General features: G+C 66.0%; 10 protein-coding genes. 1 reads left to right on the plus strand and 9 read right to left on the minus strand.

What is annotated here, in order from left to right; translation table 11 throughout:
• Nucleotides 1-45: 45 nt before the first annotated feature.
• From smc to gdhA, 8 genes are all read right to left on the minus strand, one after another.
• Complete coding sequence (gene smc, locus CIMIT_RS07675) at nt 46-3,489, minus strand: chromosome segregation protein SMC (RefSeq protein ID WP_038591291.1); 3,444 nt, start codon at nt 3,487-3,489, stop codon at nt 46-48.
• A gap of 38 nt (nt 3,490-3,527) precedes the next feature.
• Nucleotides 3,528-3,830, minus strand: coding sequence for an acylphosphatase (locus tag CIMIT_RS07680; RefSeq protein ID WP_038591294.1), 303 nt, complete (start codon nt 3,828-3,830; stop codon nt 3,528-3,530).
• Nucleotides 3,831-3,849: 19 nt separating this feature from the next.
• The gene (locus tag CIMIT_RS07685; RefSeq protein ID WP_038591297.1) at nt 3,850-5,352 is read right to left on the minus strand and encodes an alanine/glycine:cation symporter family protein; all 1,503 of its coding nucleotides are present in this window, start codon (nt 5,350-5,352) and stop codon (nt 3,850-3,852) included.
• Between the two features lie 83 nt (nt 5,353-5,435).
• Nucleotides 5,436-6,257 (minus strand): bifunctional DNA-formamidopyrimidine glycosylase/DNA-(apurinic or apyrimidinic site) lyase, encoded by an 822-nt coding sequence (mutM, locus tag CIMIT_RS07690; RefSeq protein WP_038591300.1) that lies wholly within the window; start codon nt 6,255-6,257, stop codon nt 5,436-5,438.
• On the minus strand, nt 6,258-7,031 hold the full coding sequence (rnc, locus tag CIMIT_RS07695) for a ribonuclease III (RefSeq protein WP_038591303.1): 774 nt from the start codon (nt 7,029-7,031) through the stop codon (nt 6,258-6,260). It lies immediately after the preceding gene.
• Nucleotides 7,028-7,564: a YceD family protein gene (locus CIMIT_RS07700; RefSeq protein ID WP_038591306.1), complete on the minus strand. Its 537-nt coding sequence runs from the start codon at nt 7,562-7,564 to the stop codon at nt 7,028-7,030. The genes rnc and CIMIT_RS07700 overlap by 4 nt, the downstream gene beginning before the upstream one ends.
• A gap of 41 nt (nt 7,565-7,605) precedes the next feature.
• Nucleotides 7,606-8,406, minus strand: a complete 801-nt coding sequence (locus CIMIT_RS07705; RefSeq protein ID WP_038591309.1) for a DivIVA domain-containing protein — start codon at nt 8,404-8,406, stop codon at nt 7,606-7,608.
• Nucleotides 8,407-8,491: 85 nt separating this feature from the next.
• Nucleotides 8,492-9,838, minus strand: a complete 1,347-nt coding sequence (gene gdhA, locus CIMIT_RS07710; protein WP_038591313.1) for an NADP-specific glutamate dehydrogenase — start codon at nt 9,836-9,838, stop codon at nt 8,492-8,494.
• A 159-nt stretch (nt 9,839-9,997) separates the two neighbouring features.
• Here gdhA and CIMIT_RS07715 point away from each other — a divergent pair, with 159 nt between their 5' ends.
• Nucleotides 9,998-11,146, plus strand: a complete 1,149-nt coding sequence (locus CIMIT_RS07715) for a glycerate kinase (RefSeq protein WP_051904882.1) — start codon at nt 9,998-10,000, stop codon at nt 11,144-11,146.
• Here CIMIT_RS07715 and CIMIT_RS07720 read toward each other — a convergent pair.
• Nucleotides 11,143-11,541 (minus strand): hypothetical protein, encoded by a 399-nt coding sequence (locus CIMIT_RS07720; protein ID WP_038591317.1) that lies wholly within the window; start codon nt 11,539-11,541, stop codon nt 11,143-11,145. The genes CIMIT_RS07715 and CIMIT_RS07720 overlap by 4 nt on opposite strands.
• Nucleotides 11,542-11,563: the final 22 nt, after the last annotated feature.

Raw genomic sequence — 11,563 nt, forward strand, 5'->3', positions numbered from 1 at the left:
AACCGTTAGAGCACCCGCGTCAGGTAAACCGCTGCAAAACCGCTGTTAGTCAGCCGCCGGCTGCATGCGCTGCGAAAGCACGCGGGTCACGCCGTCGCCGCGCATGGTCACGCCGTAGAGCACGTTCGCCACGTCCATCGTGGGCTTCTGGTGCGTGATCACGATCAGCTGCGAGTCCTCTCGCAGTTCTTTGAGGAGGGCGATGAGGCGGCGGAGGTTGACGTCGTCAAGCGCGGCCTCGACCTCGTCGAGCACGTAGAAGGGACTCGGGCGCGCGCGAAAGATCGCCACGAGGAACGCGAGCGCGGTGAGCGACTTCTCGCCCCCGGAAAGCAAGGACAGGCGCTTGACTTTCTTGCCGGGCGGGCGGGCCTCGATCTCGATGCCGGTGGCGAGCATGTCGTCGGGTTCGGTGAGGATGAGGCGAGCCTCGCCGCCTGGGAAGAGCGTGTGGAAGACGCGAGGGAACTCGGCTTCGACGTCTTTCCAGGCATCGGTGAACAGTTGGAGGATCTGCCCGTCCACGTCGTTGATCACGCCGATCAAGTCCTCGCGCGCCTGAATCACATCATCGAGCTGCGTGGACAAAAACGCGTAGCGCTCTTCCAACGCCTTGAACTCCTCGAGCGCGAGTGGATTGACCTTGCCGAGGGCGCGCAGGTCCTTCTCCGCCTGCGCCAGGCGGGCCTTTTCCGACGCCTGGTCGAAGTCCTCGCCCGGCGTGTAGTCCCGCAGCAGGTCCGTGATGGCGATGCCGAGCGATTCGGTGATCTTCTTCTCCGCCTCGTCGATACGCACCTGCGCCTGCGACTGCGCGATCTCCGAATTGTGCGAGCTCTCCGTCAGCCGCTTGAGCGTCTGCCGCGCCGCCGAGACCTGGCTGCGGGCTTGCTGGAGTTGAGCCTGCAGCTTAGCGACGCCCGCCTGCCACCGGTCCCTCTCCGCCCCCGCACGCGCAAGCGCGTCCTGGACCCGGGCGGCCACGTCCCGGCCTTGCTCTGCCACCGCCTGCGCAAGCTCGGCCTGTGCGCGGCGCTTCTGCATCGCCGCGTCGTGGCGGGCCTTGGCATGTTTCTCGTGCTCGGCCTGCCTGCGCAGCGCGTCTCCCCTGCCGGCGCGTTGCTCGGCTTCCTGTTGCGCCGTGCGCGAGGCAAGCGTGGCCTCCATCTCCATCGCCTTGACCTGGGCGAGCTCCTGCTGGGCGGCGTCGCGCTGGGCCGAGGACGGCTCCTCGCTCGGCTGGTCTTCGGCGTTTACGCGGGCCAACCGGTCGCGGGTCTGCGCCAGCTCCTCTCGGCGGGCGGCGAGGCGGCCTTCGGCTTCGGTGGCGCGCTGGGCGGCACGCTCGTGCTCGCCGCTGTTGGCCTGCCACTGCTTTTCCAGGCGCTCGTGGTCGCGGCTCAGGCGCTGAGCCTCCGCGTCGTGTTCGCGCAGGGCGGCCTTGGCCGAGGCTGCGGTCACGCGCGCATCCTCGGCCGCGATTTTTGCGCCTTCCAGGGTGCCGGAGAGCTCCTCGAGCTGCGCCTGTGCCACCTCAAGCTCGCCGCGGGCCTGCTCGATCTGCGCGGTGACCTCGACAGCGGTCGTGGTACCCGTCCCGGCGGCGACCCAGCCCTCGCCGACAAGCACCCCGTCGTGGGTCACGGCGCGCAGGCGCGGATCCTCGGCGACCAGCTCGCGCGCGGCCTCAAGTGTCTCCGCGACTGCTACGTCGACGAGCAGGCGGGTCACGGGGCCGAGGACGGAGTCGTCGACGCGTACGTGGTCGAGCAGCCAGTCGACCTTTGCGTCCGTCTCTAGGCGCCACGAGGCGCCGCCGTTGGTGTCGATCACGATGGTGCGCGCGGCGTCGGCAAGCTGGTCCACGGCAGCAGTGTTGACCTCGCCGGTGAGTGCCTCCGCGTGTGCGCCGAGGGCTGCGGCAAGCGCCCGGTCCATGCCTTCCTCGGCGCGTAGCAGCCCGGCGAGCGGGGCGAAATCCACAAGCGCGTCGGCGGCCTGCGGACGCGGTGCCTGCTCGACAAGTGTGGCGATGCGGGACTCGAGCGTAAACACGGCGCGTTCGCGCTCGCGCTGCTCGGCGCGCAGCTGCTCCAAGCGCTTATCGGCGGCGTCGGACTCGGTGTAGGCACGCACGTGTTCCTCATCGAGTGGGGCGCGCTGGGTGTCTACCTCCGTGAGCGCTTCCGCGGCCTCCCGGGCCTCCTGCTCAGCTGCGCGAGCGCGGGCGCGGGTTTCTTCCAAAAGCTCAGTCAGTCGCGCGACTTCTTCTTCGGCCGCAATGATCGCCGCCTGCTGCGACTCTTCCTGCGCGAGCAGACGCACCACGCCTTCGCGGCGATCCGCGATCGCGCGAACCTGGGCCATGTGCTCGCGCTCCGCATCGTCGAAGGCCTCTTGTTTCTCGGCAACCTCCTCGCGCAGCGTCTCGAGCTTTTCGGCGGCTTCTTCGGCAGCCTCGAGTGCTTCGGCGTACTCTTCGTCAGCGAACTCAGCGCGGCGCAGCAGCTGGTCTGGGTCTTGGCCTGCGTAGGGTACCTGCGAGCCGGAGTGCTGGGCGCGCTCGGTGGCGATGCGGACCGTGGCGCTGACCCGCTCCGCCAAGGTGGAGAGCTCGAACCACACCTTTTGAGCCTGCTCGGCCTGCGGCTGCGCTTCCTCCTGCTCGTACTCGATTTCGGCCTGCGTCTGCTCGGCTTCCTCGAGCACGGCCGTGGCGGTTTCGACTTGCTCGGCGAGTGCTTGGGCGGCGGCGGTGGCGTCGGCAAGCGAGGCGCGCAGCGTGACCACCTGGTGCCCGGCGAGTGAGAGACGGGCCTCGCGCAGCGTGGACTGCACGGTGGCGGCGCGCTTGGCGGCCTCGGCCTGGCGGGCGAGCGGTTTAAGCTGTTTGCCCAGCTCCTCGGTGAGATCGCTGAGGCGGTCTAAGTTGGCCTGCATGCCGGTGAGCTTGCGCTGCGCCTTCTCCTTGCGGCGGCGGTGCTTGAGCACACCCGCGGCTTCCTCGATAAACGCGCGGCGCTCCTCCGGGCGCGATTCCAGGATTTCTGAGAGCTTGCCTTGGCCGACGATGATGTGCATCTCGCGGCCGATGCCAGAATCCGACAGCAGCTCCTGGATGTCCATCAGGCGGGCTTTCGCACCGTTGATCTCATACTCGGAGGCGCCGTCGCGGAACATGCGGCGGGTAATGGCCACCTCGGTGTACTCAATGGGCAGGTGCTTGTCGCTGTTGTCGAAGGTGAGCGTGACCTCGGCACGCCCCAGCGGCTTGCGGTCGCCGGCACCGGCGAAGATGACGTCCTGCATCTTGCCGCCGCGCAGATTCTTCGCGCCCTGCTCCCCCATCACCCACGCGAGCGCATCCACCACGTTCGACTTGCCCGAGCCGTTCGGGCCGACGACGGCGCAGATGCCCGGCTCGAACTTCATCGTGGTCGCCGAAGCGAAGGACTTGAATCCTTTGAGCGTCAGCGATTTCAGGTGCATTGCTGTGAGTTTACCTTTCTCAAGCGCGCTCTCGGTATTTAGCGTTCGTCGAAACCGGAGGCACCGCGGGGCTCGCCGTATTGTGCGCCGACGAAGTCGACCCGGCCGGGCCGCCGCGTCGTCGTCTGTTCCTCGCGCAGCAGCGCAAGCAGCGCGTCCGTCTGCTCGCGGGTGCCCTCGGCGACGACCTCGACGCGGCCGTCAGCCAGGTTCTTGGCGTACCCGTTCAGCCCCAGCTCGAGGGCGCGGGAGCGGGTCCACCAACGAAAACCCACGCCCTGGACGTGTCCATGGACGTGGGCGGTGAGACGTACTCGTGTGTTGTCAGTGTGTTCGGTCATGCTCCCACACTAGTGGGGCTTACTTGTCCGGACGGCCTGCAACCTTCAAATCCTCGACGCTGCGGCGGGTGACCGGGTCGGAGCCATCCCAGAACTCCACGTTTTTCAGCTCCGGCAGCATATCGCGGTGGAAGACAGGGTCGAGGCCCTTGGTGCGCTGCTCGCTGAAGTTGCGCAGCAGCTTGAAGGCCACGCCGCCCAGCGGCACGATCGCGATGATGTTGATGATCGCCATGGTGCCTGCCATCGTGTCGCCGAGTGCCCACACCAGCGGCAGGGAGCCGAAGGCACCGAAGATGACAAAACCGATCACGCCGAGGCGGAAGATGGTCATGACAGTCTTGGAGCTGGTGAGGTACTCCACGTTGGCCTGCGCAAGGTAGTAGTTACCAATCACGGAGGAAAACGCGAGGAAGAAGAGGATGAACGTGATCGCGTGCGCGCCCCAGGCACCGACGGAGTCCGCCAGCGCGGATTGGGTCAGCGCAGCGCCCTGGATGTCGTCCATGCCGTAGTTCACCGCCGGGCCGAGCAGCACGATAAACGCGGTGATGGTGCAGACCACGAGCGTGTCGAAGTACACGCCGAGGGTCTGCACCAGCCCCTGCTTGACCGGGTGGGACACGGTTGCGGTTGCCGCGGCGTTCGGAGCGGAGCCCTGGCCGGCCTCGTTGGAGAACAGGCCACGGCGCATGCCGAAGGCGAAGGCTGCACCCACCGTGGCACCAGCGACCTGCTGCAGGCCGAGCGCATGGCCGACAATCAGGCTGATCATGCCCGGAACCTCGGAGATGTTCATGATGACCACGACAAGGCCAATGAGGATGTAGGCGGTCGCCATGAACGGCACGATGATCTGCGTGGCGCTGGCGATGCGGGTCACGCCGCCGAAGATGATCAGGGCGGTCAGCGTGGCGAGCACGGCGGCGACGATCACCTTCAGGGTCATCGAGTCGGTCTGCAGGGAGCCACCGACTGCCTCAACAATCGAGTTGGTCTGGATGGCGTTGAACACAAAGCCGTAGGTCAGCGACAGGGCAACGGCGAAGATGATGGCGAGCGGGCGCCAGTTCAACCCGCGCGTCATGTAGTAGGCGGGCCCACCGTGGTAGTTGCCGTCCTGGTCTTTCGTCTTCCAGAGCTGCGCCAGCGTGGACTCGACGAACGCGGTGGCGCCACCGACGATGGCGATGATCCACATCCAGAACACAGCGCCCGGGCCGCCCACGGAGATGGCCAACGCCACACCGGCGATGTTGCCGGTGCCCACGCGCGAAGCAGCCGAGATCGTGAAGGCTTTGAACGCGGAAATGCCGCCGTATTCCTCGTCCAGGTCACGGCCATGGCGGTCCTTGCCCTGAGGCTTTTCAGTGACAGCCTTGAACATCTCGGGCAGGAGACGGACCTGTACGAAGATGGTGCGAAGGCCGAAGTACACACCGGCTGCGAGCAGCAGCCAGGGAACGATTTCCCAGATCACGCCGTTGAGCGTGTCGTTCACAAAGGAAGTTGCGGAATCCATGGCGAGAATCTTATCTGGTGAGACAGAATCTCTTGCAACTTAAATGTTGGCTCCCCCACATTCGTGGGCGGAGTGGTGCACAGCTAGAGGACCTGGCAGACCGGGCAGAAGTAGCAGGAGCGCCCGCCGACCACGCGCTTTGCAATCTCAGTGCCGCAGCGCGCACACGGCGTGCCCGCCTGCCCGTAGGCGTTAAGCGAGCGGGAGAAATAGCCGGAGGCACCGTTGACGTTGACGTAGAGCGAATCGAAACTCGTCCCGCCTTCTGCAAGGGCGCGTTCCATCACCGCGCGCGCGTGGACCAACACCGAGACGGCGTCGCGCTGACGCAGCGCGCGCGCCGTGCGCCACGGTTTCACGCGCGCAGCCCACATCGCCTCGTCGGCATAGATCGAGCCGATTCCGCTAACCAGCTCCTGGTTCAGTAGCACCGTCTTTAACGCCGAGCGCCTCGTGCGCATTACCCGCGCGGTGGCGGTGAGATCGAAGTGCGGGTCGAAGGGGTCGCGCGCAATGTGGGCGACCGGGGCGGGTACCTCGCCGTCAAAAGGCGCGTACTGCCACATGCCGAAGGTGCGCTGGTCCACAAAGTCCAGCTGCACCTCCCCGAGTAAGGCGCGGATGCGCACGTGTGGGCTTTGCACCCCGCCGGGTGGTCCGACGAGCATCTGCCCGCTCATGCGTAGGTGGACGACGAGCGCGGCACCGTCGTCAAGCGTAAGCCACAGGTACTTGCCGCGCCTGCCAGTCCCAGTAATCCTTTTGCCCGGCAAGAGCTGAGCAAGATCTTCGGTGTTGCCGCGCACCGCGCGCGGGTGCAGCACGTCAACGGTGTCAAAGGTGCGCCCCACCAGGTGTGTCTCTAGGCCGCGGCGCACCACCTCTACCTCGGGTAGCTCCGGCACTTAAAGCCCCTCGGCGTTACCGGCGACCCGTTCCGGGTGGTCGTGCAAAAAGCGCATCGCCGCGCGTGCTGCTTCCTGCTCCGCGAGTTTCTTTGCAGTACCACGGCCGCTCCCCAGCAGGGTATCTCCCGAGACCACCTCGCAGGTGAACAGCTTCTGGTGGTCGGGGCCGGTGGAGGTCGAAGAATAATCCGCCACCTGCGCGCCCAACTCGGCAAGCCGCTCCTGCAGCGAGGTCTTCCAGTCGCGGTGCGCGCTCGAAGCGGTAGCTCCGCGGAGCTTCTCGTCGAAGAGCTCGAGAATGACGTCGCGGGCGCGCTCAAAGCCGTGGGCAAGGTAGATCGCGCCGAGGAGCGCCTCGGTCGTATCAGCCAGGATCGAGTCCTTGTCCCGTCCCCCGCCGAGCTCCTCACCCCGGCCCAGCAGGACGTGCTCGCCGAGGTTGATCTCGCGGGCAACGTCGGCAAGCCCGTAGCGAGACACGATCGACGCGCGCATGGGTGAAAGGTCCGACTCGGGCCGCGAGGGGTAGAGCTGAAAGAGCTTCGTCGCCACGGTGAGTCCGAGCACCGCATCGCCCAGGAACTCGAGGCGCTCATTGTTCGGCAGGGTGCCGTGCTCGTTGGCAAAAGAGCGGTGCGTCAGCGCATGCCGCAGCTCTCTTTCTCCCAGCTGCACACCAATGCGGTCCAACAGGGGCTGGTGGTCGACGGCGGTAAAAGCCTCCTGCCAGGCTTGCTCGTTGGAAATCCGCTTCTTCTTCGAGCGGCTCACAGGAACTTCTCCAGGTCCGCCCACCGCGGGTCGACCAGGTTATTCTCCTCGCCCGAGACCCCGTCGGGGGCCGGGACGTCGGTGTCGCCCGCGCACTCGGGTTCGCAGACCGGGTTAAACGGCAGGGTCAGCCCCGCCTCGTCCACAAACGCCTGCTCCACGTCCACCGTCTCGTTTTCGATCCGGCGGATCTCATCGCCCGAGCCCTTGTCCTCATCGGTCTCCTCGTCGCCGACGATGAAGCCGTCCTCGGCCTCAAAAACCTGGGAGATGGACAACGTGCGGGTGGGCGTGAGCGTTTTCAGGCAGCGCACGCACTGACCTTCGAGCTGGGCGGTCACCGAGGCGTCAACAAGCACGCCCGCGCCCAGCGGGGTAATGGTTGCCTCCAGCTCGACCGGCTGGCCCTGCGGGATGGCGATCATCTCGGGGCCGATCCGCGAGGGGCTTTCGCCGGTGCGGTGGACGGTCACTGGCATGCCGTCGCCGTGCAATGCTTCGGCGACATTAATAATGAAAGGATTCGTAGCCATAACAGCCCCTACCCTACAACCACAGCAGCCAGAAAGCGCTGCTAGTACTGATCTCGCTGCTCGCCGCGGGAACGGCGCGGGTAGCGGCGCGGTTCGTAGTGGCCGGTCTGCTCCTGACGCTCGTTGCGACGCCCGCCGGACTCGCCCGCCGCACCTGCAACTCCGGCACCGCGGCGCAGCGCGGAACGGTCAGAGGCCACGGTGCGCAGGACCGAAGACAGCGCATCCTCAAACTCGGCCAACTTGGAGTCGACGTACTCGTCGCATTCGCGGCGCAGGCGGGAGGATTCAGAGTGCGCATTTTCCACCAGGCGGTGCGCCTCCTCGTCTGCGCGGCGCATCACCTCGGATTCGGAAATGAGGTGCTCCTGCTGGGCCAGCCCCTCATCCACAGAGCGCTGGTACTGCTGCTTGCCGTCCTCCACCAAGCGCTCCGCCTCGCTGTGGGCGGCATTGAGAGCAGTGTCGGCTTCCTCGCGCGCGTCGGCGACCATACGGTCGGCGTCCTCCTCGGAACGCGAAAGCAGCGCGGTGGCCTGCGCCTGCGCATCGTGCAGTACGGAATCGGCCTGCGCGTGCGCGTCGTCGACAAGCTGCTTGGCCTCGGCCTCCGCATCGCCGACCAGCTGGTCGGCGCGGTCCTCGGCACCCCGCAGGATCTCGTCCTGGTTATCCAGGACGTCCTGCGCGTCGTCGATCTCGTCGGGCAGGGCCTCCCGGATATCGTCGAGAAGCGTGAGCATCTCGCTGCGCGGGACCATGCAGTTCGAAGTCATGGGCACGCCCATTGCGGCCTCGACGGTTTCAACGAGCTCATCTAGTGCTTCAAAAACGCGATACATGACTCTTAAGTCTACTGCGTTAGGCATACAGAAGGGCCCGCGCCACGAGGCACGGGCCCACAAGGCGTACTTTTACACCGCTTCTTTACACAACACCCTGGGCGAGCATCGCGTCGGCGACCTTCTTAAAGCCGGCTATGTTCGCACCGACAACGTAGTCACCAGCGCGGTCGTACTCCTCCGCGGTCGATGCTGTGACGTTGAAGATGCCGGACATGATCTGGTGCAGGCGACCATCGGTGTAGTCAAAGGTCCAGGAATCGCGCGAAGCGTTCTGCTGCATCTCCAGCGCGGAGGTAGCCACACCACCTGCGTTGGCAGCCTTGCCCGGGCCGAAGGAAACCTTGTTCTCGCGGAAGACCTCGATAGCCTCTGCGGTCGACGGCATGTTCGCGCCCTCGGCGACGTACTTCACGCCGTTGGACACCAGGGTCTTGGCGTGCTCGCCGTGAAGCTCGTTCTGGGTGGCGCACGGCAGGGCGACGTCGGCCTTGAGATCCCAGATGGAGCCATCCTCGTGGTAGGTCGCGCCCTCTGCTTCCTTGGCGTAGTCGGACACGCGGGCGCGGCGCACTTCCTTGATGTCGTGCAGCAGCTCGACGTCCACGCCGTTGGGGGTGTTCACCCAGCCGGAGGAGTCGGAGAAGCCCACCACGGTTGCGCCGAGCTCCTGTGCCTTCTGGATAGCGTAGATGGCCACGTTGCCAGAACCGGAGACGATGACGTTTGCGCCGTCGAGGGACTCGCCCTTGGCCTTCATCATCTCCTCGGTGAAGTAGACACATCCGTAGCCGGTGGCCTCGGTGCGCACCAGCGAACCGCCCCAGGTCAGGCCTTTGCCGGTGAGGACACCAGACTCGTGCTGGTTGGCTAGGCGACGGTACTGGCCGAAGAGGAAGCCGATCTCGCGGCCGCCGACGCCGATGTCACCGGCAGGCACATCGCGGTACTCGCCGATGTGGCGCCACAGCTCGGTCATAAAGGACTGGCAAAAGCGCATGATTTCACCCTCGGACCTCCCCTTCGGGTCGAAGTCCGAGCCGCCCTTGCCGCCGCCGATGGGCAGGCCGGTGAGCGAGTTCTTGAAGATCTGCTCGAAGCCCAGGAACTTGATGATGCCCAGGTTCACGCTCGGGTGGAAGCGCAGGCCACCCTTGTAGGGGCCGAGCGCGGAGTTGAACTGGACGCGGAAGCCACGGTTGACGCGGATCTGGTTGTTGTCATCCATCCACGGCACGCGGAAGATGATCTGACGCTCGGGCTCGCAGAGGCGCTCGATCAGACCGTAGTCGGCGTAGTGCGGGTCCTTGCCCAGGACAATCTTCAGCGAGTCCAGCACCTCGGCGACGGCCTGGTGGAACTCAGGCTCTCCAGCGTTGCGCTGCAACAGCTTGTCGTAATAGCCGGCTACCTCTTGTTCGATCGAGCTCATGAGCGTTCCTTTCAATACCTGTTAGGCAGTAGGTTTAAAGGTCGTGCAATAGCTTACATCAGGTTTCGGTCTCACGATAGAAAACAGATCGTACTTCCGCGGATCGAAGCAGATAGAATGCCTGCAATGTCCCCCGCACCCTCGAAAAAAGGCACAAATATGAGCTTGATCACACAAGGTACGGAAGGTGCTGAGGCACCCTCCCCGCGCATCCTGATCGCCCCAGATTCCTTCAAGGGCACCGCCACCGCACAACAGGCTGCCGAGTGGCTCGGCGAGGGCGTGCGCAGCATCATCCGCGACGCGGAAATCAATCTGCTGCCCATGGCCGACGGCGGCGAGGGCACCTCCAGCCTCTTTCAAGGCGAGCAGATCACCCTGCCCACCACAGATGCCGCGGGCCGCCTCACCGAGGCCACCTACACCTACGACGCCGAGACCACCACCGCGTTTATCGACGTCGCCGCCGCCTCCGGTCTCCCCGCCGTCGCCGACCGGCCAGTGCCAATGACCGGCGATACCTACGGCACCGGCGTGCTCATCGCCGACGCCGAGACCCGGGGCGCGACCCGCATTGTGTTAGGGCTCGGCGGTTCCGCCACCATCGACGGCGGCACCGGCATCCTCGTCGCGCTCGGCGCGAACCCACTCGACGAGCACGGCTACCAGCTCACCCCCGGCGGCGGCTCGCTCCACAAGCTCGGCGACTTCGACACCGCCAAAGTCAACATCCCGGCCGGCTCGCTCGAGTGGCACCTGCTTTTCGACGTCACCTCGCCGGCCACCGGCCCGCAGGGCGCGCCTGCCGTCTTCGGTCCGCAGAAGGGCGCAACGGAGGAGGACGTCGCCGTCCTCGATGCAGGCCTTGCCCGCCTCTGCGAGTTTGCCGGCATCGATCCGGCCACCCCGGGCATGGGCGCGGCCGGCGGGGTGGCCATCGGCATTACCTGGCTGTCGAGCCTGCTGCACGGCACCGCCGACCACGTCCACCTGCAGCCCGGCGCGCGCATGGTGGCAGAGGCGAACGGCCTGGCAGGCAAGCTTGGCGAGGCCTCCCTGGTGATTACGGGCGAGGGCCGCTTCGACGCGCAGACCGCCACCGGCAAGGTTGTTGCCACGGTGTGCGACTTGGCCCGCGAGATAGGCGAACAGGCACCGACGGTCGCCGTGGTGGCGGGCAGCTTCGACGGCGAGCCAGACGAGGGGGTCCTCGCCGTGGAGCTCGAAGAGGTAGTAGATACCCGCGAACAGCTGATCCGTGCGGGCAAGCAGGCGGCGGTGGCGTACCTCAACGCCGGCGCGCGCTAGCGCAGGATCGTCACGGTCCAGGGGAACAGCGCGGGGAGCTCGAAGCGGTCCTGTTGCTCCAGCGCGACCGGATCTCGCGGCAGGTCCGCCTTCGGGGTAAGGATGCGTGACAGGCCCATGGCGAGCCGGTTGTAGCTGTCTACGCCTTCGGCGTCGATGAGGTAGCGGTGTACCTCCGCGCCCTCCTCGTCGGCGGTGAAACCGCGGTCGGATTCGTAGGTGCGGGCGAATTCGGCGGTCACGTGGGCGTCGAGAAGCACTGGGCCCTGCGCCTCGAGCGAGGCGGAGCTGAGCTTGCCCCGGTGAACGAGGATGTCGAGTGCGCGCTGGAGGGCTTCGGCGAGTTTGCCGGCGTGGACTGGCGGGACGAGGACGTCGAATTGGATTCTGGGCATGCGATCAGCCTAACCAACGGTC

The organism is Corynebacterium imitans (assembly GCF_000739455.1).
GTDB classification, from domain to species: domain Bacteria; phylum Actinomycetota; class Actinomycetes; order Mycobacteriales; family Mycobacteriaceae; genus Corynebacterium; species Corynebacterium imitans.

Bases quoted from the DNA above. Each gene is read 5' to 3' on its own strand.
- smc (WP_038591291.1), bottom strand. From the start codon at position 3,489: ATGCACCTGAAATCGCTGACGCTCAAAGGATTCAAGTCCTTCGCTTCG.
- CIMIT_RS07680 (WP_038591294.1), bottom strand. From the start codon at position 3,830: ATGACCGAACACACTGACAACACACGAGTACGTCTCACCGCCCACGTC.
- CIMIT_RS07685 (WP_038591297.1), bottom strand. From the start codon at position 5,352: ATGGATTCCGCAACTTCCTTTGTGAACGACACGCTCAACGGCGTGATC.
- CIMIT_RS07700 (WP_038591306.1), bottom strand. From the start codon at position 7,564: ATGGCTACGAATCCTTTCATTATTAATGTCGCCGAAGCATTGCACGGC.
- CIMIT_RS07705 (WP_038591309.1), bottom strand. From the start codon at position 8,406: ATGTATCGCGTTTTTGAAGCACTAGATGAGCTCGTTGAAACCGTCGAG.
- gdhA (WP_038591313.1), bottom strand. From the start codon at position 9,838: ATGAGCTCGATCGAACAAGAGGTAGCCGGCTATTACGACAAGCTGTTG.
- CIMIT_RS07715 (WP_051904882.1), top strand. From the start codon at position 9,998: ATGAGCTTGATCACACAAGGTACGGAAGGTGCTGAGGCACCCTCCCCG.
- CIMIT_RS07720 (WP_038591317.1), bottom strand. From the start codon at position 11,541: ATGCCCAGAATCCAATTCGACGTCCTCGTCCCGCCAGTCCACGCCGGC.